Below are 23,021 nucleotides of genomic sequence, written 5' to 3'. Positions count from 1 at the left end.
TCACATTACAAATTTTAAAGCAAAAATAGCGATTAAAGCGGCAATGACTCCTACAGGAATTGCTTTAAATAACAGTTGATTAAAGAATTTGGTTTTGTCGATGTCTGCTGGTGCTGAAGCCATAATGAGACTACCGCCAGACGAGAAAGGAGAAATCGCTGTAGACTGAGCGCCAACCACAATACAAATGAATAGCACTAGTGGGTTTAGGCCAGAGGTAAGTGCAAGCGCCGGAACAATTGGGAATAAGGTAGGAGCAACCACACCTAGAGTGCTTGAAAATACAGACATAATGGCACTGATCAGACATAACAGTACGGGAATGACCCACACAGGAACATTGTTTGCTAACCATTCAGACAGGGTAGTAATAATGCCAAGCTTCACCCCTAATGCGATGAGCATACCGACACCACAAATCATGATCAGTGTGCCCCAAGGCACAAGTGCAATGACCTTTTTCTCATCTGCAAGTTTCATAAGTAAACTAATGAGCGAGAAGGTAATCGCAAGAAAGGCAATATCAATTTTGGAGTTTAAAAAGCTAATCGTTTTTACATCGGGAAGAACAAGATGCAAGATTGGAAAAACTAAAACAATCGACATCATTAAAATAATAAGGAAGATGGATTGTTTCTGTTTTTTGTCGAATGGTTCAGGCTTTTGATCTTCAATCACAATTGAATTACTTTTTCTATTCCAGAGGGTATAAATTCCCAACACCGCAATTGGAATAATTAAAGTTAAGACAAAAATTCCACTGCTATATGAAAAAGCTGTTTGTGAGCTAATGCCAGTATTTTCCATTAAGCTTCGGAAAATAATGCCACTTTGCGATGTCATAAAATTTGCGCCAGCTAAAGCGCCGTAATTTGCAGCCATCCCACCAATAATCATATTCATATTGGTTTTTTTACACAGCAGCAATGTAATCGGTGCCATAAAGGCAAGTACTGTATAAAAACCAGCACCTAGGCCTGCAATAATGGTTGCTGCGAAAAAAATTGCTAAAGGTAAAAACTGAGGAAACTTACGGCATTTATATAAAAGATGGCTGGCAAGCTTCTCTAGTGCGCCATTTGCCAAAGCAAAGTTATAAAACAAAGTAACGGATAAAATAATAAAGAAAATTTTGACAGGCCATAATTCAATAACTTCGGAAGGTTTTAGACCCATGCCAAAGCAACCAATCAGGTAGGCAAACGCTATCGTAAAAAATCCGATATTAATTTTCGTTTTATAACCTAAACCTATCGATACGGCTAAAGCCATCAACATCAATGCAGTCATATTATCTTCCTTGATAAATATATAAACATCTAAACATATATATGTTTGGTTTTTTGTATTACACAGAACTATGCTAATATTGTCAAATCGATTTCATAATGTTTAACGCAAATGCTTGATGAGACTGCATTTAAAAATTTTAAATTGCCAAGATATGAAAAGGTCCGTTGGGAACTTCAAAAACTACTGATCCAGTCAAAATGGACAGTCGAAGAGCCTATTCCAAGTGAACAAGAACTTGCGCAAATGTATAGCGTATCGGTAGGAACCGTTAGAAAAGCGGTTGAAGGGCTGGTTGAAGATGGCTTATTAGTTAAACAGCAAGGAAAAGGAACTTTCCTCAAACAACCTAATTTTGAAAATTCGCTCATTCGTTTTTTTAGATTACGTAATAAAAAGGGCGAGTTCATTCAGCCACAAGGACAAATTAAAAAAGTAGAAGTGTGTGATGCAATACCGGAAGTAAACGCCGAGTTAGGGCTTGGGCACACTGACAAGTTGCTTTATATCGAGCGTGTCCGTAAGCATGAAGATGTCGTTGTATTAAGTGAGAGAATCTGGCTACCTGAACGCTTATTTAAAAATCTGGAAGAAATTCCAATCGCTGAGTTTGGTAACTTACTTTATCCTTTTTATTATCAGCACTGCGGTCAATTTGTTTCTTCTGCAACAGAACGGTTAACTTTTGAGAAAAATATTAAAGATAGCTATTTAAATAACCACCTTGAAGACCCTTTAGTGAAGGTATGCCGTATTGCAAAAAATCTTGAAGGTGTAGCGGTCGAATACCGTGAGTCTTATGGTTTGGCCGATAATTTTCATTATGAAATAACAATTAATTAATTCTTTATGCAGCTTAATAAAGATTTCCTTATTAAGCTGCAGAGCTGGTTCACTACCGTTTATGGTTAAGTATTTCTTGTAGGAAGTGAGTCATTACCCCATAAATCGAGCATCGGCTAATCCTTGGATGCCTAGCCCATAAATGGCAAAAACACTGCCTCGCAATTGGTTGTCATCAGGGAATCTCGGAAGAGGCGGTTGCGACATAGATGTAACAAACAAGACATCAAGATTTTTTCCACCAAAAACTGCACTGGTAATTTTTTTTACAGGCATTTCAATAATACGATCGATTTGTCCATCAGGATGATAACGTACTAACTGACCGGAATATACTTTTGCATTCCATAAATAACCTTCACGATCTACTGTCGAGCCGTCTGCTGAACCACCGTCTGATGTATCTATCTTACAAAAAATAGTTTTATTTGAGATTTGGCCTGTTTCAAGATCATAATCATAAGACCAGATTTCACCTTGCCATGTGTCTGCAAAATAGAGCTTAGTACCATCAGGACTCCAGCAAATACTATTTGAAGTATTAATATTATTTTCTAATTTTTCTATTTTATAATCTGCATCTAATCGATAAAGAGATGCGGTATTTCCATCTTCGAGGCGATTCATAGAGCCAAAAACGAATCGACCTTGCCGATCAACACGACCATCATTTAATCTATTTTGGGGTAGGTCTGGTTCAGGGTTACAAATAAATTTTAAATTGCCTGTTTCAAAGTCGAGTTGATATAACCCGTCTTCGAGCGCAACAATTGCGCCGTTATAATTTTCTTGTAAAGCAAAAGAACCTATTTTTTTATGAACTTCCCACGCCTGTATATTTCCACCGAATTCATCACAACAGAATAATCGTCCATCAACAATATCTACCCAAAATAGGCGTTGGCGAACAGCATCCCAAGTTGGGCATTCTCCAAGTTTTGTTTTTACATCTACCAGTACTTTAATTTCCATAATTCCTTTTTTAGTCCTTTTATTCAGTCACTCATCGATGAAACTAAATTAATGAAAGCTAAATATAAAAACCAATGAAAATTTTTCTTTATCTAATAAAGGATTGTTATTGGTCCTGAGAATTAAAAATGTATGGAAATAAATAGCTAAAAACTAAATTGATAAATATAAGTTATTGCGTGGTGTAGAAATATCATTAGTAATTCTAAATCGACTTGATAGTTTAAGAGTGAACAAATGACATAACGTTATACGTAAAAGCATGTGGATGCATTTTAATTAAAAAGGAATTAGAAATGAGCCTAAAAAAAGTTCATCGCCACTCTTGGGTATCATTAGTGATTTGCTGGATTATCTGGGTGGTTGTTGCATATGACCGAGAGTTGATTTTCCGCGCAGCCAATATGATTTGTAATGAATTTAATTTATCTCCAACGCAATGGGGATATACCATTGCTGCAATTACACTTTCTTTGGCCGTTCTTAGTATTCCGGTTGCTGCTTTAAGTGATAAACATGCGTCCGGTTGGAAGCGAGGAATTTTTCAGTGGCCCTTAGTAATCGGATTTACTTTTATTTCGTTGCTTTCAGGCATTACATCTTTAAGTTCAAGTTTCTATAAGTTTGTAACCTTACGTATTATGGTTTCTTTGGGTTGTGGGGTGGCAGAGCCAGTTGGGGTGAGTAATACCGCAGAATGGTGGCCTAAGGAACATCGCGGTTTTGCCATAGGTGCTCATCACTCAGGTTATCCGGTTGGCGCACTACTTAGCGGTGTTGCAATGGCTACCATCATTACCTATTTTGGTCCGCAAAATTGGCGCTATGCCTTTTTTCTTGGAATTATATTTGCTGTACCGGCATTAACGTTTTGGGCGATTTATTCCACTCGTAAACGTTATTCAGAGTTTCACCAATCTTGTGTAGATAATCAATTCACGCCACCAACAGATTTTGTGCACGATGAAGGAGAAGAGAAAACAAGTACTCATAGTACATGGGAACGTTTAAAACAAACTCTAAGTTCTCGAGGAATTGTGTTTACCGCAGCCAGTACTTTAATTACCCATGTGGTTTATATTGGTTTTTTAACTATCTTTCCTGCATTTTTATACAATATTGTCGGGTTAGATCTGGCGAAATCGGCTGGCTTGAGCGCTGTATTTACAATTACCGGCATGATGGGGCAAATTATTTGGCCGACTTTGTCCGATAAGATTGGCAGACGACTCACATTGATTTTATGTGGTTGTTGGATGGCGGTCAGCATTGCAAGTTTTTGTTTAACTTCAGGCGTAGTTTCTGTCATTGCAATTCAACTGTTTTTTGGTTTATCTGCCAACGCAATTTGGCCTATTTTCTATGCGACAGCATCAGATTATGCACCAGCCGGAGCAATTGGAACTGCAAATAGTTTAATTACAGTTGCTCAGTATATAGGTGGGGCAGTCGCACCGATTATTATGGGATATTTGCTTACGAGCTTTGGTGGTTGGCATAGTCATCAGGGGTATATCTGGTGTTTTCTCTTAATGTCATGTTGTGCGTTTATTGGCGTGATTTTGCAATTGATATTGGGTTATCTCATTAAAAAAGAAAAATCAGAACAAGTTGATAATTTAAGTTTGAGTGCAAATTAAATTCTTATTTATTTCAAGTTTTTAATCTTATTTTTATCTATGGTGAGATACCAGCAAAGTATGTCGATATTGGAATACTTTGCTGGCATTGATAAGAAAACTAATTCTGCCAATACGGCCGCTCACCATAGATTTCAGCAAAATAATCGATCACTGCTCTAATATTAAGTGGTGGATGGCGGACATTGGGATAAATGGCTGCGATATGTTGGAGTTGTGATTTAATCGCGACTTCATATTCAGGTAAAAGCTTTATTAAGTCACCTTGTTTTAAAGCTTCGCCAATCAGCCAATCAGGAAATAAAACAATCCCCATGCCATGAAGCGCAGCCGTCATTAAGCTCTCGGCATTATTCGATGAAAGTAAAGGAGTAAGGGGGTAATGTACCCATTCTTCATCAGGCTTTCTCACTAACCAACGGTTAGGACCTTCAAAACCTTTATAGACTAGGCATTTGTGCTGATTTAGATCTTTAGGCTGATCAAGCGTACCGTATTTGGCAACATACTGAGGAGAGGCGGCCAAATGATACTTTTGTGTAGCAAAAATACGTGCATGAAATGATGAATCAGTTAGCGTTCCAATGCGAAATATTAAATCGGTGCTTTCGCGTAACGGATCTATAAATTCGTCGGTTTGAATTAGCTCTATTAAAAGCCTTGGATAACGTTCTGATAAACCCGCCAACCACGGCGCAATATGCCGTTGACCAAAAAATACAGGAGCATTAATGCGGACGAGTCCCGATGGCTCTATGGTTTTATCTTGTAAAGCCTTTTGAGCTTCATCAAATTGTTCGGTAATTCTTTTTGCATATTCAAAAAATAATTTGCCCGATTCGGTGGGTGTGATTGCTCGTGTATTTCGGTAGAAAAGTTGTTGCCCCAACGCATCTTCAAGTTGTTGAATGGTTCGAGAAATCATGGAGGCAGACACATCTTCTTTACGTGCTACATTCGAGAAGTTTTGAGCTTTGTAAACACTAATAAAGAAGCGAAGCGTGCGGATATCAATCGAATTTGTTAAATCCATTTGTGCAATTTCTGCAAAAGTGATTCATGAATTATGCTGTTTTTCTGATGAATTGGCTACCTTAGTATTCGTTGCCTAGATACAGATGAGGCAATGTAGATGCAAATTCTATTACTACTCCTAACCATTTTAGGGGGAATGGGGCTATCAGTCGAAGCTGGGCTTTTAGGGCCGTTAGGAAAGGAAGTAGGTGAGTTGTGGGCCACGTTTAGTATTTTTGGTGTGGGTGCAGCACTTACTTTTTTACTCATGTTGTTTTTTAGCCCACGCAATAGCCCTTCATTTTTTACACTTCCATCTTGGCAATTACTCGGTGGTATTTTAGGCCCTGCTTACGTCATTATTTTGACCATTACCACTCCAATTATTGGCATTACCATGACGATGATAGGCATTTTAGCGGGTCAGGTGTCTAAAAGTCTGATCATCGACCACTATGGTTTGTTGGGGACTCCGCTCCGAAAGGTAGACCGTAAACGAATTTTGGCACTCATCTTTATTGTTGCTGCACTGGTACTTGTCGCAAAAGCATAGGAGACCCGCATGACAATTTTAATGATTATTCTCGCCGTCATTGGTGGTGCTTTATTGAGTATACAGGCCGCAATTAATGGTCAACTTGGAGCAAAAGTTGGCGTATTTCGTAGTGCTTTTTTGACTTTCTCAGTCGGTGCTCTAATTACTGCACTCCTTATTTTTTACTTTGAACCAAAACAAACCTTAACCTTGTTAGATGTTCCCAAATGGCAGTTGTTAGGTGCCATGTGTGGAGTGCCTTATATTGTTATTATGGTACTGGCCGTGCAAAGAATTGGAGCTGCGGTTGCTACGGTAGCTGTAATTTTTGGGCAACTTTTGATGAGTATCTTGATTGATAACTTTGGCTGGTTTGGTAATGAAATGCTTTCTTTTTCACCGTATCGATTAGGTGCATTAATTTGCTTAGGGATTGCTTTATATTTTATCTATTCAAGTAGTAAAGACAAAAAGATAGAAGCGTAATACAAGCTTAAGATTGAAATTAATATAGGTCTCATTGTTGGTCGTAAAGCATACTAATAATGAGGCTATACTTCATATTTTAAGTACTTTGATAAATGAAAGAGGTTGCTGTTGAGAGAGAAAGACTCTTTAGTTCTAATCAGCGAAAAGCCATACCTTGAATATAAAAATGCAATGTTTGAGCTCAATAAATTAAAAAACAAAGATTTTTAACCTGCAACAATCCGCTTCTCAAGCATCTCCATAAAAGTTTTTAAAATAATATTATGATTTTTGCCCTTATGAGTAATTAAACAAATAGGTGTGCTGTAATGCATTTTCTCCTTTGAAACAGCTTGCATAAAACCATCTTCAACCCATTTTTTTGCATAGTGGTCGGGTAAAAAACCCAAGAATTTTCCAGTTAAAATCAGAAATGCGATGCCTTCGCGGTCACTTGCTGTCGCTTTACAGTCTAAAAGTTGGTGCAACTTTGCTGCTTCTGGTGTGATGGCATAATTAGGGAGAACCGCTTGCCATGTTTTTAACTCATCTAGATTCATGTTGCTGCACTGGCTAAACAACGGATGATTTTTACCGCAGTACAAAAATGAACTTTCGCTATATAAATCGAAGTAGTCTAGACCAGACAAAGGCGTAACAAGTGGAATAACACCTGCATGTAAACGGTTATCGAGTACGCGGCATTCAATATCTGACAGAGTACTCATACTGATATTAATAATAACCTCAGCATGTTCCTCTGCAAGTTGGGTCAACGTATTGGTGATATATCCTCTAGGCATAGTCACAAGATTGTTAATAATGCCGATATTAAACTCACCCTTAAGACGGTTATGCATTTGGTTAACTTTAGAGCGGAAGTCTTCAATCGCTGCTGTGAGCACTTCGATATATTCTAAAATTTCCCGTCCTTCATCGGTCAGGGCAAAGCCTGCACGACCACGTTGACATAGTCGAATGCCAAGACGATTTTCTAAATCACTCATATGCAAACTAATTGCAGAACGACTAATACCTAAAATACTTTCGGCAGATGTAAAGCTGTGACAATCGCAAACCGTTTTAAATATTTTAAGTAATTTAATATCAAAATCAGTGACTTGATTTAATTTTTTAGGTTTCATTTAGTTTTGTTTTTTTAAATCTAAACTCAAGATAATTTGAATTTATCAAACTTATCTCGCTATGTACACTCAAACCATAATTTGAGAATAAACAGGAATGGTTATGTTTGATACGGATAAATTCAGCGACTCAGAGCATACTTTGGATGCGGTTCAAACTAATAATAATATGCACATAAATTATCAAGCACACTGGATGCCTTTCTCTGCAAATCGAAACTTTGCTAAAGATCCGCGCATGATTGTGGGTGCCAAAGGATCTTATCTGATTGATGATTCGGGCCGTGAAATTTACGACTCACTCTCCGGCCTATGGACATGTGGTGCAGGCCATACTTTACCCGAAATTCAACAAGCGGTAAGTGCACAATTAGGTCAGCTCGACTACTCGCCAGCTTTTCAGTTTGGTCATCCATTGTCTTTTAAGTTGGCAGATAAAATTGTTCAGCATATGCCTGAAAAACTACAACACGTTTTCTTTACCAACTCGGGTTCAGAGTCGGCAGATACCGCGATCAAAATGGCGCGTGCATATTGGCGTATTAAAGGTAAACCGAGCAAAACCAAATTGATTGGTCGTGCACGTGGCTATCATGGGGTAAACGTTGCGGGAACAAGCTTAGGCGGTATTGGTGGCAACCGTAAAATGTTTGGTCAACTGATGGATGTAGACCATTTACCGCATACCTTGCAGCCGAATTTAACTTTTACCAAAGGCTGTGCAGAAACAGGTGGAGTAGAACTTGCCAATGAAATGCTTAAGTTAATTGAGCTACATGATGCTTCAAATATTGCAGCTGTTATTGTGGAGCCTATTTCTGGTTCAGCAGGTTGTATTGTACCGCCAACGGGCTATTTAGAACGTTTAAGAGAGATCTGTGATCAGCATGACATCTTGTTAATTTTTGATGAGGTGATTACAGGTTTTGGGCGTTTAGGAACGTGGACAGGGGCAGAATACTTTGGGGTAACACCAGATATTTTGAATTTTGCGAAACAAGTGACCAATGGTGCCATTCCTTTAGGTGGTGTGGTGGCAAGTCATGAAATTTATTCTGCCTTTATGCAGCAAGACCTACCCGAACATGCCATTGAATTTACCCACGGCTATACCTATTCGGCACATCCGGTTGCTTGTGCGGCCGCTTTAGCTGCGCTTGAAGTTTTAGAAAAGAAAAACTTGTTAGCTCAATCGGCGGCGTTAGCACCAACTTTTGAAAAAATGCTGCATGGTTTAAAAGGTGCACCGCATATTTTAGATATTCGTAACTGTGGCTTGATTGGTGCTTTGCAGTTAGCTCCGCGTGATGGCGACGCCACCATTCGAGGCTTTGAACTCGGTATGAAACTCTGGAAAGAAGGTTTCTATGTCCGCTTTGGAGGCGACACGCTTCAGTTTGGCCCAATGTTTAACAGTACAGAAGCAGATATTGACCGCTTAATGAATGCCGTGGGCGACGCACTTTATCAAGTGAATTAAGGCTTATAGACATTTTAAGAGCATCGGTAAAGTCTATAGATGCTCTTTAAAAACCAAATGAAAAATACAGTTTGATCTAAAAACTAATTGTAGTAAGGAGTAACAACAATGACAAATGGCCTAGAAGATTTTAGCTATGAAGAAGTTTCAACTGAAAATAGTACGCATAGTGAACAAGCCAAAAAAATGCTAGGGCATTTCATTCAAGGAAGAATTGTATCTAAAACGGCAAGAAAACAGCCAGTTTACAATCCTGCGACGGGTGAAATTAGTAAAGAAGTCGAAATTGCAGATGCTCAAACGGTAAATGAAGCAGTTCAGGTAGCCGAGCAAGCATTTCCTGCATGGCGAGATACACCAGTCATTAAACGTGCGCGCGTCATGTTTAAGTTCAAACAATTATTAGAACAAAATGCCGAAAAGATTTGTGCTTTGATTGGAGAAGAACACGGTAAAATTTCTCATGATGCTCAAGGTGAGCTGCAACGTGGTATTGAAAATGTTGAATATGCTTGTGGCGCACCAGAGCTTTTAAAAGGGGAATATTCAAAAAATGTCGGTCCAGATATCGACTCATGGAGCGAGTTCCAACCGTTAGGTGTTGTCGCTGGGATCACACCGTTTAACTTCCCAGCCATGGTGGCGTTATGGATGTTCCCAATGGCACTGGTTTGCGGTAATTGTTTTATTTTAAAACCTTCTGAAAAAGCACCTTCTGTGGTTTTATACCTTGCAGAATTATTAAAGCAGGCGGGTTTACCTGACGGCGTGTTTAACGTGGTGAATGGTGACAAAGAAGCGGTAGATGCCTTATTGCATCATCCCCGTATTCAGGCGGTTAGCTTTGTGGGTTCAACACCAATTGCTGAATATATTTACCGTACTGCAACATCCACGGGCAAACGTTGCCAAGCATTAGGTGGGGCAAAAAACCACGCGATTATTATGCCAGATGCCGATATTGATAACGTGGTGACTTCATTGTTAGGTGCAGCTTTTGGTTCTTCAGGTGAACGTTGTATGGCGTTGTCAGTAGCAGTTGCTATTGGTGACGAAGTTGCTGATGTCGTGATTGATAAGCTAACTCAAGAAATGAAAAAATTGAAGTTCGGCAACTATGCAGATGCAAGCAATGATTTTGGTCCGCTGATTACCCAAGCACATAAAGACAAAGTGCAGGCCTATATTCAAAGTGCAGAACAGCAGGGCGCAAAAATTGTGGTAGATGGCCGTGATGCGAAACCAGCAGGCTATGAAAAAGGCTTCTTTGTTGGACCAACTTTAATTGATCAAGTCACACCAAACATGACCAGTTACCAGCAAGAGATTTTTGGGCCTGTACTACAAGTCATGCATGTTGACACGATGCAAGAAGCAATGCAACTCATTAATGATCACGAATATGGCAATGGTACTTGTATCTATACTCGTGATGGGGAAGCCGCACGTTATTTTAGCAGTCATATTCAAGTTGGTATGGTGGGTATTAATGTGCCTTTACCTGTACCTGTGGCTTATCATAGTTTTGGGGGTTGGAAACGTTCGTTATTTGGTGATTTACATGCTTATGGTCCAGATGGTGTCCGTTTTTACACACGCCGTAAAACCATTACGCAACGCTGGCCATCTGCACAAGTCCGTGAAGCAAAACAATTTTCAATGCCAACTCTAAATTAATTATTGCAGCAAGGGGAAGACATCAGTTTTCCCTTTTTCATTACCGTAGGATTTTCAAACATGTAATAGATTTTTATATGGATATATTTTTAAGGATTGAAATATGAATAATGATAGAACAAAAAAATTAGGCGAAGGACTTTCAAATCGCCATATCACAATGATTAGTATTGGCGGTGTTATTGGTGCAGGTTTATTTGTAGGCTCATCTTCTGCAATTGCCAAGGCAGGCCCAGCGGTGATTCTTGCATACCTGATTACCAGCATTATGGTATTTCTGGTGATGCGAATGTTGGGTGAGATGGCCGTTTTAGAGCCGGACACTGGTTCATTTTCTACATATGCCCGTAAAGCGATTGGCCCTTGGGCAGGCTTTACCATTGGTTGGTTATATTGGTGGTTTTGGGTGCTTGCAATTCCAGTTGAAGCCATTGCAGGTGCTGAAATTTTACATTCATGGTTTCCGAACGTTTCAGTTTCTATCTATGCGTTCTGTTTTATTGTGTTCTTAAGCTTGGCCAACTTTTTTAGTACCAAAAGTTTTGGTGAGTTTGAGTTTTGGTTTTCTTTAGTCAAAGTAGTGGCCATTGTTGGTTTCATTATTATTGGTATTTTGGCAATTTCAGGTATTTGGCCTTTAGCTAAAAATGTTAGCGGTGTTGCCAATTTATATAACAATGCTGGTTTTATGCCGCACGGTATGGGAGGCATTTTATCGGCAATTTTAATTACTGCATTCTCATTTTTTGGCGTAGAAATTGTCTCGATTGCAGCAGCAGAATCATCAAATCCTAAACAGAAAATTAGACGTGCAACGAACCTCGTGTTGTACCGCATTATTCTTTTCTTTGTAGTCTCAATGTTCATTGCCGTTTCACTTGTCGATTGGCGTTCACCAGATTTACAGAAGTACGGGACATTCCAATACGTTTTAATGAGCTTGAACGTACCGGGCACTAAACTCATCATTGATACGGTCGTGTTTATCGCCGTTGCGAGTTGTATGAATGCTGCGATTTATACGTCCTCTCGTATGTTATTTCGTTTGGGTACCCGTAGAGAAGCCCCACACGCCGTAACTAAAATCAATTATGCGGGTGTACCTGCAATTGCAGTATTTTCTTCAACTTTTATTGGTTTAGTGTGTTGTGTTATTAACTATGTATTCCCTGGAAAAGTATTTGGTTTATTGCTTTCAAGCACAGGGTCAATTGCTTTACTGGTGTACTTGGTTATTGCTTTCTCCCAACTACGTTTAAGACATAAGTTAGAAGCAGCTGGAGCGGAAATACCATTTAAAATGTGGTTATTCCCATGGCTTACTTGGTTTGTGATTATTATTATTTTAAGTGTATTGGCTTATATGTTCTTCTCACCAGCCTATAGTTATGAAACCACTTTATCTTTAGGTGTAACTTCGCTTGTGGTGGTTTGTGGGTTGTTCGTCACGCGAAAGCGTAAAGCAACCAGAGCGGTTGCCATGAATTTAGATTAATTAAAAAGAGACCGTAAATGGTCTCTTTTTTCTCTCATGTTCCAAGATTTAGACTAACTATTTAGTCGTATCTATTGATACTAAAACAGATAAACCAGGACGTAATAATTTAACATCTTTTTGATTTTCAATGAGCTTGATGCGTACAGGAAGGCGTTGAACGATCTTGGTAAAGTTACCAGTCGCATTGGTTGCAGAGATCGGAGAGAAAAATGCGCCAGTAGATGGAGAGAAGCTGTCTACCACACCTTTTAATTCAACATTGTAAGCGTCGACATAAACAGTGACAGGCTGGCCGATCTTAATTTGTTTTAACTCAATTTCACGGAAGTTAGCTTCTACATAAACCTGATCTAAAGGAACAACCACCATGAGTGGATTCCCAGCACTCACAAAGTTACCTACATTAGCTGACTTTTGACCAATCATGCCATCAATAGGTGCACGAACTTCTGTATAGCTCAAATTCAGTTTTGCTTTATCAAGCGCCGCTTGTGCTTGTTTAAGAGCCGCTTGTTTGGCTTGTACCTGAATCTTGTATTGGTTGAGCTGATACTGTGCATCAATCACTTTTTCTTTACTGCTGTCTAAGTCAGCATATTGTTCAGTCAATGTGGTTTTTGACTGTTGCGTAATCAATCTAGACTCGGCCCCAAGTGCCTGTAGTTGCTCATAACGCGCCGTATTATCTTTTGTGAGTTTAATTCCAGCTTCTACTTTTCTTAGCTGTGCTTCTGTTTCTCGAATAACAGTCGGTTGTCTCTCCACTGCGAGCATCGCTTCACTCACGTCAGCTTGTGCTTTTGCATAATTAGATTCAGCTTCAGCCAAAGCAGCTTGATAATCGCGTGCATCAATCCGCGCTAGAAGTTGGCCTTTTTTTACGGTCTGATGATCTTTAATATAAATCTCTTCAATATTGCCAGATACTTTAGGGGCAATGGTTGAGTACTCGACATCCACACGCGCATCGTCTGTTTCAACAATTGAAGAGGGTAAAAATATAAGTTTTAAAACCCATAAAATGGATGCTAAAACAATAATAAATGCAATAGCCATAACCCAATGCTTTTTGAGAAATTGCACTTTGGTTAACTTGGGTGGCTCGGTGTTGGTGGTATCTTGGGCTTCGAGAGTACTCATAAAGATTTTCCTGAGTTATGACTATTCATTAACTTAATGAGAGCAATACGTGGCGGATAAGTTCGAACTGGCAAAATCAACATCACAATGAACAAAATAGCGGTAAGGCCAGCTAAAATCAGATATTGATCGCTAATAACTAAAACTGATTGTTGCGCTTGAATCGCAGAATTTAAGGCAGATAAACCACCGGAAACACGTTCGGTACCATCTGCACTCAGCACAGGCGGGGTAAGAGGATTAATAACAGGACCTTGAATATTTTGAAAAACATGTTGGGCTGTATTTTCAATCAGCCGGGTTGAATGATATTCACCGCGCACTCGATTGACCCAGTCCAAAATACAAACACCCAGTACACCGCTAATAGCACGCGGGGTATTAATCATAGGGGATGCATAAATTGCCATAGTTGGGTGAACACTGTTTGTCCCCATCATTAAGAGCGAGAGCACGACACAGGTTTGCCCTAAACATGAGATTGCATGCCAAAAATAAAATTGGTCTTGATTCCATGTGGTATCAAGTTGACTTGCACCTAGGCAACCAGCAATGACCAGAAGTAAACCAAATCCGTGTACATATCGGCTATCCACCCAAGCTTGATTTAAAAGCTTCACAACAATAGGAATATAGATAAATTGCAGTGCCGCAATTTGTAAGCCAATCCACATGGTCTGAGTGGGTTTATAGCCATGTACAGCACTTAAGTAATTGAGTGGTAATGTGCTTGTGGACATACCAATAATGACAAAGCAAAAGAGAGCGAAAACAGCATATGCAAAATTTCGTATTTCGAGCATTTGCGGCTTAATTAAGGGCGATGGATAACGCCATTCATGTATAAAAAACCAAGGTAAAGTAATTGCACTAATTAAGGCTAATACACAAATTAATTGAGAATGGAACCAATCTAAATGGTTGCCATGCAATAACATGGTGCTCAGGCTGGCTAAGCTAATAATCGCTAAAATGGCACCCATCCAATCGTAAGTTTTTATTCTTGAATAATTTAATGGGTCTTGGGGAATACCAAAATACACCAGTGCAGCGCTTAGCGCACAAAAAGGAATGGTTTGGAAGAATATCATTTTCCAGCCAATTACATCTAAGTAAAAAGCTGAGAGTGCAGCACTTAAGTTAGGAAAGAACGTCGCAGTTAATGCATAGCAGGCTAAGCCCCATAGTCGAATATCAGGTCCTAAAAATCTAAGCGCACAGGCCATGAGCAAAGGAATGGTTAAACCATTGGCGAGCCCTTGTAAGCCACGCAATAAATAAAAGATTTCGATATTTGGACTAAAAGGAATTAAAACGCTAGAGAAGAGGCAAAGTCCGATCGCAAAAAGCAGGACTCTGCGCATTGAAAAAATAACGGCCCAACTGGTGGATAAAATCATGCCAATAATCATGGCACTTGCGTAAATGCTACTGACCCAATAACCAGAGTCGACACTAATTCCCATCGCGCCACGAATGTCGACTAAGGTAATGCTCGTGATTCGGTTGTTAAATTCAACAGTCATTGCAGCAAATATTGCACCTGCTAAACCGATGAGTGGTTTTGTATTCATCTTTTACCTTAAATCTTAAACATCAATTCATTGCACGGAGTAGATATTTACTGTACTGTACCGATCGGTACTCTACTCTTTAATTAAATTTCCGTCAATTCTCGATTTTGAACTTTTCGATGAGTTACACTTAGAACGAAATCGCTAAAATTTTTATAAGGTCAATATGTCTGTTACAACTAAAACCAATGAAAAAGATCAAAAAATTCTGGATGCGGCAACTAAGTTTTTTTTGACTCATGGTTTTAGTGGCACAACGACAGATATGATTCAAAAAGAAGCGGGTGTTTCAAAAGCAACGATGTATGGGTGCTATAAAAATAAAGAAGCAATGTTTGCAGCTGTGATTGAACGACAATGCAGAAACATGCAAGAGCAAATTATTTTAGTCGAGACAAAAGCTGAAAATTTACGCTCGGCTTTAACTGAGATGGGGAAAACCTATCTGTGTTTTATATTGTCGCATTCAGGATTGGCATTTTTTAGAGTTTGTATTGCAGAAGCAGTTAGATTTCCCGAGTTATCTGAAAAATTCTTTGAAGTAGGCCCGCAAAAGCTTGCAAATATTATTGCGGGGTATCTTGAAAAATCTCAAAAAAATAAAGAAATTGAATTAACTTCTTCTTCGGAAATTGCAGCGAATATATTTTTATCGCTTTTAAGAAGTGATGCGCATCTTAAGTGTCTTACACATCCTAATTACATAATATCAGATAGTGAAATTGGTGCTTGGGTAGGGTATGCAGTTGAATTATTTTTGAAAAATATAAATTATCGCCAGAGTTGATTTTATTTGTTTTACCAACAATAACTTAATGCAGAAATTTAAAAAGAGACCAACTTGTAGTCTCTTTTTATTTTTAGATCGCTTCTCTGGTCATCTCACCATTGACCAGTCTTAAAATCTGCAACGGATTGCTGTCTTTTAAGGCTTCCGGCAATAAACTCTGTGGATAGTTTTGGTAACACACAGGTCTCAAGTAACGGTCAATGGCCAAGGTTCCGACTGAAGTACCTCGGGCATCTGAAGTTGCTGGGTATGGTCCGCCGTGTACCATGGCATCACATACTTCCACACCCGTTGGGTAGCCGTTTATAAGTAATCGACCAGCTTTTTCTTCTAATACAGGAACTACATCTGCAAACTCAGTTAAGTCTGCTTCATCAGCAATTAAAGTCGCAGTCAGCTGACCATTCATGCTTTGTAGGGCCTGAATGAGTTGGGCTTTATCTTCAACTTCAATGATGACTGTGGTTGGCCCAAAGATTTCTTCTTGCAGAAGCTGGTCGCCTGCTAATAAAAGTTTAACATCCGCTTTAAACAGTTGTGGCTGTGCCTGATTGCCTTGCTGAGTTTGGCCTGCCAAATGCTTAATGCCTTGATGCTGGGTCAAGTGCTCAAGACCAGCGGTATAACTTTTTAAGGTGCCAGCATTGAGCATAGTCTGCGCAGGCTTAGCCCCCATAATTTCAGTCAGGTTGCTAATGAGCTGACTAAATTCAGCTGATTTAATTCCCAAGATTAAACCCGGATTGGTACAGAACTGGCCACAGCCTAAAACCACTGAATCAGCCAAATCCTGTGCAATTTTGTCACCACGGTTTTTTAATGCTTCTGGCAACATCAGCATCGGGTTAATACTGCTCATTTCCGCAAATACCGGAATCGGTTGTGGACGGGCTGCGGCCATATCACATAAAGCACGACCACCACGTAGTGAACCGGTAAAACCCACAGCCTGAATTAAGGGATGCTTCACCAAAGGCTCACCTACGCCATTGCCGTAGATCATGTTAAATACACCTTTAGGCATATTGGATTTTTCGACTGCACGTTCAATCGCCTGCGCTACAAAGTCTGCTGTCGCCATATGTCCACTATGGGCTTTCACCACTACAGAGCAACCAGCCGCTAGTGCAGAAGCAGTGTCACCACCCGCAGTTGAGAATGCTAAAGGAAAGTTACTTGCCCCAAAGACTGCCACAGGGCCAACACCGATTTTAATCTGGCGCAGGTCTGGGCGTGGTAAAGGTTGACGCTCAGGTAAAGCGGTATCAATACGGGCACCTAAAAAATCACCACGGCGTAACACTTTAGCGAACAGGCGCATTTGTCCACTGGTACGACCACGTTCACCTTGCAAACGTGCAAGTGGCAAAGCAGTTTCCTGTGAGACAATTTCAAGAAAATCTGTACCTAGAGCATCGAGTTCATCGGCAATATTTTCTAAAAATCTAGCGCGCTGTTCCGGAGACGTATGACGGTAAGTCTTAAACGCTTGACTTGCCGCTTCACAGGCCTGATTAATTTCTTGCTCGGTTGCATGATAAAACTCATAAGGCAAAGTTTCGCCAGTTGTTGCATTCACACTTTTTAGTAAAGTGGAACTTTGTGCGCTGCGTGAACCACCAATAAAGTTGTGTCCGATAATGGTCATAACAAATATCCTGAAATTAATGAGAGTGTCTTGGAAGGTTGTCTTGATTTACGACTCGCATATATAAAGTTGCAGGCTCTAAACAGCCACCTGTTGATAATTGCCCCACCATGTTGCGATACATTTCTTGCCAAGGTGTTTGAGAGGCAGAGACCGTCGGTTTCCATTCACGGCGGCGTTGTTCTAACTCTTCGTCAGAAATAAGCACGTTGACAGAACGTTTATTGAGATCAATGCGCAAACGATCATTGGTTTTTAATAAAGCAATGCCGCCGCCTACCGCCGCTTCGGGCGACATATTTAAAATAGAAGGGCTGGCAGATGTACCGCTTTGGCGGCCATCTCCTAGGCAAGGCAGTGAATCGATGCCTTTTTTAATTAACTCTGCGGGAGGAGCCATGTTTACCACTTCAGCACTACCCGGATAACCCACCGTACCTGCGCCACGAATGACTAAAATACAATGTTCATCAATGTTTAAGGCAGGGTCATTGATACGTGCGTGATAGTCTTCGGGACCTTCAAAAACGATTGCGCGTGCTTCGAAGCTATTTTCATTGTTTGGATCTGATAAATAGGTTTTTTTAAATGCTTCGCCCACTACAGACATTTTCATAATGGCACTGTCAAAGAAATTACCACTGAGCACAATAAAACCAGCGCCATGTTTCAAAGGTTGTTCATAAGGAAAAATGACATCGGCATTTGAGGTTTTTGCATTTTTAGCAATTTCACCTATTGTTTTACCGCTGACTGATGCACAGTCTTCATGTAATACACCAGCTTTTTGTAATTCGTGTAAAACGGCAGGAACACCACCCGCACGGTGGAAACCTTCACCCAAATATTTACCCGCCGGCATACAGTTCACAATGAGCGGGATGCTTTCCCCAACACGTTGCCAGTCTTCTAAACTCAGCTCAATCCCCATATGACGAGCAATTGCAATGAGGTGAGGAGGGCAATTACTTGATGCACCTAATGCTGAGGCTACCGCTATAGCATTTTCAAATGATTGTTTGTTCATAATTTTAGAAGGGCGTAAATCTTCTAAAACCATTTCACAAATTCTTTTGCCTGTCATATAGGCCATTTGCCCACGTTCACGATATGGCGCCGGAATACTTGCACATGTCGGTAAAGACATACCTAAAGCTTCTGCCAAAGCATTCATAGAAAGTGCAGTGCCCATGGTGTTGCAATGCCCGACTGAAGGTGAAGCAGAAGTGGTCATTTCCATGAACCCTTCATAGTCAATTTCACCAGTGGCAAGTAAGTTTCTTGCATGCCAAAGCACAGTACCGGAACCAATTAACTCACCTTTAAAATGACCATCTAGCATTGGCCCGCCAGATAAAACAATGGCTGGTAAATCTGTTGTTGCGGCTGCCATTAAACATGCAGGAGTAGTTTTGTCACAGCCAGTAGTCAGCACCACGCCATCAAGTGGATAACCATGTAAGATTTCAACTAAACCTAAATAGGCTAAGTTGCGGTCAAGTGCAGCAGTTGGACGGCGGGTTTGTTCCGCAATCGGGTGGACGGGAAATTCCATTGGAATACCGCCCGCGTCTCGAATACCCGCTTTAACCCGTTCAGCAAGTTCTTTGTGGTGACGGTTACATGGAGTTAAATCACTGCCAGTTTGTGCAATCCCAATAATCGGGCGGCCGGATTGTAGCTCGGCACGGGTCAGGCCATAATTCATATAACGCTCAACATAAAGTGCTGTCATGTCGGCATGTTCAGGATCATCAAACCATTCTTGGCTACGTAAAAAAATCCGTTTATTTTGATCATTCATTTTTTGATCCTTTCACTCATACTTTTTGAAATTTAGTTTATTCACGAGATGAATTTTGCAATTCAAACGATCGATAATACGTGAAAATTATAGTAATTCACGTTGCTTCAAGTTACGCATCAAAGCATTTATTCCAAAATTCCACGGCGTTGCTTTGTCACTGGTCATGACCGTGTTGTATAGAGTGCCGAGTTTAGGTGAATGAATACGGACCACATCTCCAACTTTATGGGTAAAGCCAGCCCCAGCTTGTTCTCGATCTTGAGTAGGTGCAAATAAAGTACCTAAGAACAAAACAAAACCGTCTGGATATTGGTGATTTTCATTCAGTGTTTGTTGAATTAAATCTTCCGGGTCACGGCTAATTTGAGACATAGAACTCACACCATTAAGCACAAAGTTATCTGTCCCTTCAATTTTCAGTTCAACATCGCAAGCACGGATATCATTTAAAGTAAAAGTATGATCAAAAAGGCGAATAAACGGTCCAATTGCACAAGATGCATTGTTATCTTTGGCTTTACTCAACAGTAAGGCACTACGGCCTTCAAAGTCCCGTAAATTCACATCATTACCTAAAGTCGCACCTAAAATTTTACCGTGGCTATTTGCAACCAATACAACTTCTGGTTCTGGATTATTCCACTCAGACTTTGGGTGAATACCAATATTTTGACCCGTTCCTACGGCTGCTAAAACAGGTGCTTTGGTAAAAATTTCAGCGTCGGTACCAATACCCACCTCAAGATATTGAGACCACATTTTTTGTTCAATTAAATATTCTTTGAGTTGTAGCGCTTTTTCAGAACCGGGTTCAATTGTTTTTAAATTATCGCCAATTACCCCTTGTACAACTTCACGGATGGATTGGGCTTTTTGTGCATCGCCGCCCGCTTGCTCTTCAATCACTCGTTCTAACATGCTTGCGGCAAAAGTAACACCTGCCGCTTTAATCACTTGCAGGTCAATAGGGGCTAAAAAATATGCCTTGTTGGTATCTGGTTCAGCGACTGTGTTGGCAAACAACTCATCAATTGAGCCAACTAGTCTTCCTTCAATTTCAGCTAAAGCTTTTAAAGGATCCGAACTTTCAAGTAACTGAGAAATCGTGTGGAACTTTTCAGAAATATCAAAAACCTGATCATCTTTTAAAAGAATTGGAGATGGACCAGAAATCTGATTTGGAATCCACGCGCGACCAATTAAACATCCTTGGGTAGCGTCGTCTGGTAATGAGTTCTGGGAATTTAACGTAAAGTTCATTTAAAGCATCCTTCTTTTATTTGAAATCATGATATGTTTCTTATTTAATAAACACCAATCGTAATAATTTAATTATTAATAACGAAAAGTTATCGAAAAGGATTTTTATAAATGGCAGATTTGACTTACACAAGCTTAAATAATTGGTTGAAATTTAAACATTTGGTGCTATTAGAAACTTTGGCGAGAACCAATAACATGCATTTAGCTGCCGAGCAGATGAATTTAAGTCAGCCTGCGGTGAGTAAAATGCTAAAGGAAATTGAGGGTCTGCTTGGGTTTCAGGTCTTTGAGCGACTGCCCCGAAATATGCCCGTAACGGCATTGGGTGAGCATGTCATTCGTTATGCCCAGCGTGTGTTAAATGATGCAAAGCATTTTGTCGAAGACATTGAAATTTTACGGTTAGGTGGTCACGGTTTTTTAAAAGTAGGAGGTATCTTTGCCGCAACCGCTGTGGTGATTCCAAACTCAATTATTGAGATTAAGAAACAATGGCCGCTACTTTCTATTGATGTTGTTGAGCAGACCAGTGACCATTTAATGGAAATGCTAAGTGAACACACTTTAGATTTAGCTATTGGCCGTTTTACAGATGTGACGCAAAGTCAGTTTTTTGATTTTCAACCTTTAGGCCCAGAGCCGTTTTGTATTGTTGTAAATAATGCTCATCCATGTGCCAAGAAAAAGTTTTGTACATTAGAAGAATTATTAAATTGGCCGTGGGTACTTTATCCTAAAGGCACGCCAATTCGTCAACGTATGGAAGGCGCATTTGCGCGAGCTAAAGTTAAAATTCCCTTAAATACAGTCAATACCATGTCGATGCAGACCTTTTTGCAGATCTTAAAAGGTGCGCCTATGGTAGGAATGTTGCCCGAAGCCATGGTGATCGATCAGGTAAAAGAGGGGCAATTACAGATTTTAGAAACGGATTTGATTTTAGATGCGCAGGATTATGGAATTTTGACGCGCAAGGATGAACCAGTTTCTGATATTGCAGCAGCATTTATTAATATCTTACTTAAAAATGCGAAACGTAAATAAAGTATTCAGCCTCAAGCCATGGAGCGGTTTGAGATTTTCAAGTTGAAAGACAACTTGCTTTATTGAGTAAATTTATAAACATAAAACTGATATTAAAAAGTTATCAATATTTAGAAATTATTCATTGGAAATTATTGCAGGGACTCCTTATCGTTTAATTCACGACAATTACAAAAGTTTTTAAGTGAATAAAAACTAGGAAAGGACCTCTGTATGAATGTGCTAATCACTGGTGGAACAGGTTTTATTGGAAAACAAATTGCTAAAGAGATCTTAAAATCTGGCAGTTTGAGTTTAGATGATAATAAACCTGAACCCATCGATAAAATTATTCTGTTTGATGCATTTGCAGGCGATGATTTGCCGCAAGACCCGAGAATTGAAGTGATTGTCGGTGATATTACCGATAAAACTACAGTTGCTCATATTACAGAAAATATTGATGTCGTTTGGCATTTGGCTGCTGTGGTGAGCTCGGCAGCGGAGGCTGATTTTGATTTAGGTATGGATGTTAATCTGTATGGACTCTTAAATTTATTAGAAGAATTAAGAAAGAAACAAACCACGCCTCGAGTCATTTTTGCTAGCGGCTGTGCTGTATTTGGTGGTCAATTACCAGAAGTTGTGACAGATGAAACAGTGGTTACACCAAAGTCTTCTTATGGCATGCAAAAAGCAGTAGGAGAATTGTTGGTTTCGGATTATTCAAGAAAAGGCTTTATTGATGGCCGTATTTTAAGACTACCGACTATTGTGGTTCGTCCTGGTAAACCTAATAAAGCGGCATCGACATTTTTTAGCTCAATCATCCGAGAACCATTAAAAGGCGAAACGGCCATTTGCCCAGTACCGTCAGATACTCCAGTCTTTGTTACTTCACCGCGACGTTGTGTTGAATCAATGATTAAAGCGGCATCAATTTCTTCAGATGTACTTCAAGATAACCGAATTATTCCGTTACCCGGATTAACAGTCACGGTTAAAGAAATGCTTGAGGCGCTTGAAAAAGTTGCGGGCAAACAAGCAACTGATTTGGTGCAATGGCAAGAAGACAAAACCATTCAACGTATTGTTCAAAGTTGGCCTGTTCAGGTGAAAGCTGAATATGCCGAATCTCTAGGTTTCCAAGCAGATAAAAATTTTGAAAGCGTGATTCAGGCACATATAGAAGATACCCAAAATTAATGGCAGTG

General features: G+C 39.8%; 20 protein-coding genes. 11 read left to right on the top strand and 9 right to left on the bottom strand.

The features are described 5' to 3' along the window. Positions 1–1,290 carry an SLC13 family permease gene (locus tag KTI79_RS00405; RefSeq protein ID WP_086376233.1) on the bottom strand — a complete coding sequence of 430 codons (1,290 nt, stop codon included), beginning with the start codon at positions 1,288–1,290 and terminating at the stop codon, positions 1–3. 111 nt (positions 1,291–1,401) lie between these two features. Between KTI79_RS00405 and KTI79_RS00400 the strand changes: the two genes are divergently transcribed. Next, the gene (locus KTI79_RS00400; RefSeq protein WP_000883494.1) at positions 1,402–2,133 is read left to right on the top strand and encodes a GntR family transcriptional regulator; all 732 of its coding nucleotides are present in this window, start codon (positions 1,402–1,404) and stop codon (positions 2,131–2,133) included. A 93-nt stretch (positions 2,134–2,226) separates the two neighbouring features. Here KTI79_RS00400 and KTI79_RS00395 read toward each other — a convergent pair whose 3' ends face one another. Next, positions 2,227–3,105: an SMP-30/gluconolactonase/LRE family protein gene (locus tag KTI79_RS00395; protein WP_086376234.1), complete on the bottom strand. Its 879-nt coding sequence runs from the start codon at positions 3,103–3,105 to the stop codon at positions 2,227–2,229. A 296-nt stretch (positions 3,106–3,401) separates the two neighbouring features. On the opposite strand from KTI79_RS00395, the gene KTI79_RS00390 reads away from it, so the two are divergent. Continuing rightward, a complete protein-coding gene (locus KTI79_RS00390; RefSeq protein ID WP_086376235.1) occupies positions 3,402–4,745 on the top strand; it encodes an MFS transporter in 1,344 nt (447 codons plus the stop codon). A 100-nt stretch (positions 4,746–4,845) separates the two neighbouring features. On the opposite strand, the gene KTI79_RS00385 is transcribed toward KTI79_RS00390, so the two are convergent. Continuing rightward, a complete protein-coding gene (locus tag KTI79_RS00385) occupies positions 4,846–5,778 on the bottom strand; it encodes a LysR family transcriptional regulator (RefSeq protein WP_086376236.1) in 933 nt (310 codons plus the stop codon). 99 nt (positions 5,779–5,877) lie between these two features. Between KTI79_RS00385 and KTI79_RS00380 the strand changes: the two genes are divergently transcribed. The 3 genes from KTI79_RS00380 (at position 5,878) to KTI79_RS00370 (ending at position 6,993) form a co-directional block, all read left to right on the top strand. Then, the gene (locus KTI79_RS00380; protein ID WP_086376237.1) at positions 5,878–6,312 is read left to right on the top strand and encodes a DMT family transporter; all 435 of its coding nucleotides are present in this window, start codon (positions 5,878–5,880) and stop codon (positions 6,310–6,312) included. A gap of 9 nt (positions 6,313–6,321) precedes the next feature. Next, entirely contained in the window at positions 6,322–6,780 is a 459-nt protein-coding gene (locus KTI79_RS00375; RefSeq protein ID WP_086376238.1) for a DMT family transporter, read from the top strand. A 105-nt stretch (positions 6,781–6,885) separates the two neighbouring features. Then, the gene (locus tag KTI79_RS00370) at positions 6,886–6,993 is read left to right on the top strand and encodes a prevent-host-death protein (RefSeq protein ID WP_086376239.1); all 108 of its coding nucleotides are present in this window, start codon (positions 6,886–6,888) and stop codon (positions 6,991–6,993) included. Here the strand turns inward: KTI79_RS00370 and KTI79_RS00365 are convergent. Further along, on the bottom strand, positions 6,990–7,907 hold the full coding sequence (locus KTI79_RS00365; protein WP_068527443.1) for a LysR family transcriptional regulator: 918 nt from the start codon (positions 7,905–7,907) through the stop codon (positions 6,990–6,992). The two genes, KTI79_RS00370 and KTI79_RS00365, sit on opposite strands and share 4 nt — an antisense overlap. A 97-nt stretch (positions 7,908–8,004) precedes the next feature. Between KTI79_RS00365 and KTI79_RS00360 the strand changes: the two genes are divergently transcribed. From KTI79_RS00360 to KTI79_RS00350, 3 genes are all read left to right on the top strand, one after another. Continuing rightward, positions 8,005–9,387, top strand: a complete 1,383-nt coding sequence (locus KTI79_RS00360) for an aspartate aminotransferase family protein (RefSeq protein ID WP_086376240.1) — start codon at positions 8,005–8,007, stop codon at positions 9,385–9,387. Positions 9,388–9,495: 108 nt separating this feature from the next. Continuing rightward, positions 9,496–11,064 carry a CoA-acylating methylmalonate-semialdehyde dehydrogenase gene (locus tag KTI79_RS00355; RefSeq protein ID WP_086376241.1) on the top strand — a complete coding sequence of 523 codons (1,569 nt, stop codon included), beginning with the start codon at positions 9,496–9,498 and terminating at the stop codon, positions 11,062–11,064. 103 nt (positions 11,065–11,167) lie between these two features. Further along, complete coding sequence (locus KTI79_RS00350; RefSeq protein WP_086376242.1) at positions 11,168–12,559, top strand: amino acid permease; 1,392 nt, start codon at positions 11,168–11,170, stop codon at positions 12,557–12,559. Positions 12,560–12,616: 57 nt separating this feature from the next. Here the strand turns inward: KTI79_RS00350 and KTI79_RS00345 are convergent, their stop codons facing one another. After that, positions 12,617–13,702 carry an HlyD family secretion protein gene (locus KTI79_RS00345; protein WP_086376243.1) on the bottom strand — a complete coding sequence of 362 codons (1,086 nt, stop codon included), beginning with the start codon at positions 13,700–13,702 and terminating at the stop codon, positions 12,617–12,619. Then, on the bottom strand, positions 13,699–15,276 hold the full coding sequence (locus tag KTI79_RS00340; protein WP_086376244.1) for an MFS transporter: 1,578 nt from the start codon (positions 15,274–15,276) through the stop codon (positions 13,699–13,701). The genes KTI79_RS00345 and KTI79_RS00340 overlap by 4 nt, the downstream gene beginning before the upstream one ends. Before the next feature lie 166 nt (positions 15,277–15,442). Between KTI79_RS00340 and KTI79_RS00335 the strand changes: the two genes are divergently transcribed. Beyond that, positions 15,443–16,063 (top strand): TetR/AcrR family transcriptional regulator, encoded by a 621-nt coding sequence (locus KTI79_RS00335; RefSeq protein ID WP_057075164.1) that lies wholly within the window; start codon positions 15,443–15,445, stop codon positions 16,061–16,063. Between the two features lie 73 nt (positions 16,064–16,136). Here KTI79_RS00335 and KTI79_RS00330 read toward each other — a convergent pair whose 3' ends face one another. The 3 genes from KTI79_RS00330 to KTI79_RS00320 all read right to left on the bottom strand — a co-directional run bounded on the left by KTI79_RS00330 (position 16,137) and on the right by KTI79_RS00320 (position 20,781). Beyond that, a complete protein-coding gene (locus KTI79_RS00330) occupies positions 16,137–17,714 on the bottom strand; it encodes an aldehyde dehydrogenase (NADP(+)) (protein WP_086376245.1) in 1,578 nt (525 codons plus the stop codon). A gap of 16 nt (positions 17,715–17,730) precedes the next feature. After that, positions 17,731–19,518 carry an IlvD/Edd family dehydratase gene (locus KTI79_RS00325; protein WP_086376246.1) on the bottom strand — a complete coding sequence of 596 codons (1,788 nt, stop codon included), beginning with the start codon at positions 19,516–19,518 and terminating at the stop codon, positions 17,731–17,733. Positions 19,519–19,605: 87 nt separating this feature from the next. Continuing rightward, positions 19,606–20,781, bottom strand: a complete 1,176-nt coding sequence (locus tag KTI79_RS00320; protein WP_086376247.1) for a fumarylacetoacetate hydrolase family protein — start codon at positions 20,779–20,781, stop codon at positions 19,606–19,608. A gap of 111 nt (positions 20,782–20,892) precedes the next feature. On the opposite strand from KTI79_RS00320, the gene KTI79_RS00315 reads away from it, so the two are divergent. Both KTI79_RS00315 and denD read left to right on the top strand, forming a co-directional pair. Further along, the gene (locus tag KTI79_RS00315; protein ID WP_086376248.1) at positions 20,893–21,828 is read left to right on the top strand and encodes a LysR family transcriptional regulator; all 936 of its coding nucleotides are present in this window, start codon (positions 20,893–20,895) and stop codon (positions 21,826–21,828) included. A 213-nt stretch (positions 21,829–22,041) separates the two neighbouring features. Continuing rightward, complete coding sequence (denD, locus tag KTI79_RS00310; protein WP_086376249.1) at positions 22,042–23,013, top strand: D-erythronate dehydrogenase; 972 nt, start codon at positions 22,042–22,044, stop codon at positions 23,011–23,013. Positions 23,014–23,021: the final 8 nt, after the last annotated feature.

The sequence above is a fragment of the Acinetobacter sp. WU_MDCI_Abxd143 genome (genome assembly GCF_025514195.1).
GTDB classification, from domain to species: Bacteria; Pseudomonadota; Gammaproteobacteria; order Pseudomonadales; family Moraxellaceae; genus Acinetobacter; species Acinetobacter pittii_H.
The sequence above is the reverse complement of the archived record's forward strand: the minus strand, read 5'-3'. Positions and strand labels throughout refer to the sequence as shown.

Bases quoted from the DNA above. Each gene is read 5' to 3' on its own strand.
- KTI79_RS00405 (WP_086376233.1), bottom strand. From the start codon at position 1,290: ATGACTGCATTGATGTTGATGGCTTTAGCCGTATCGATAGGTTTAGGT.
- KTI79_RS00400 (WP_000883494.1), top strand. From the start codon at position 1,402: ATGCTTGATGAGACTGCATTTAAAAATTTTAAATTGCCAAGATATGAA.
- KTI79_RS00395 (WP_086376234.1), bottom strand. From the start codon at position 3,105: ATGGAAATTAAAGTACTGGTAGATGTAAAAACAAAACTTGGAGAATGC.
- KTI79_RS00390 (WP_086376235.1), top strand. From the start codon at position 3,402: ATGAGCCTAAAAAAAGTTCATCGCCACTCTTGGGTATCATTAGTGATT.
- KTI79_RS00385 (WP_086376236.1), bottom strand. From the start codon at position 5,778: ATGGATTTAACAAATTCGATTGATATCCGCACGCTTCGCTTCTTTATT.
- KTI79_RS00380 (WP_086376237.1), top strand. From the start codon at position 5,878: ATGCAAATTCTATTACTACTCCTAACCATTTTAGGGGGAATGGGGCTA.
- KTI79_RS00375 (WP_086376238.1), top strand. From the start codon at position 6,322: ATGACAATTTTAATGATTATTCTCGCCGTCATTGGTGGTGCTTTATTG.
- KTI79_RS00365 (WP_068527443.1), bottom strand. From the start codon at position 7,907: ATGAAACCTAAAAAATTAAATCAAGTCACTGATTTTGATATTAAATTA.
- KTI79_RS00360 (WP_086376240.1), top strand. From the start codon at position 8,005: ATGGTTATGTTTGATACGGATAAATTCAGCGACTCAGAGCATACTTTG.
- KTI79_RS00355 (WP_086376241.1), top strand. From the start codon at position 9,496: ATGACAAATGGCCTAGAAGATTTTAGCTATGAAGAAGTTTCAACTGAA.
- KTI79_RS00350 (WP_086376242.1), top strand. From the start codon at position 11,168: ATGAATAATGATAGAACAAAAAAATTAGGCGAAGGACTTTCAAATCGC.
- KTI79_RS00345 (WP_086376243.1), bottom strand. From the start codon at position 13,702: ATGAGTACTCTCGAAGCCCAAGATACCACCAACACCGAGCCACCCAAG.
- KTI79_RS00340 (WP_086376244.1), bottom strand. From the start codon at position 15,276: ATGAATACAAAACCACTCATCGGTTTAGCAGGTGCAATATTTGCTGCA.
- KTI79_RS00335 (WP_057075164.1), top strand. From the start codon at position 15,443: ATGTCTGTTACAACTAAAACCAATGAAAAAGATCAAAAAATTCTGGAT.
- KTI79_RS00330 (WP_086376245.1), bottom strand. From the start codon at position 17,714: ATGACCATTATCGGACACAACTTTATTGGTGGTTCACGCAGCGCACAA.
- KTI79_RS00325 (WP_086376246.1), bottom strand. From the start codon at position 19,518: ATGAATGATCAAAATAAACGGATTTTTTTACGTAGCCAAGAATGGTTT.
- KTI79_RS00320 (WP_086376247.1), bottom strand. From the start codon at position 20,781: ATGAACTTTACGTTAAATTCCCAGAACTCATTACCAGACGACGCTACC.
- KTI79_RS00315 (WP_086376248.1), top strand. From the start codon at position 20,893: ATGGCAGATTTGACTTACACAAGCTTAAATAATTGGTTGAAATTTAAA.
- denD (WP_086376249.1), top strand. From the start codon at position 22,042: ATGAATGTGCTAATCACTGGTGGAACAGGTTTTATTGGAAAACAAATT.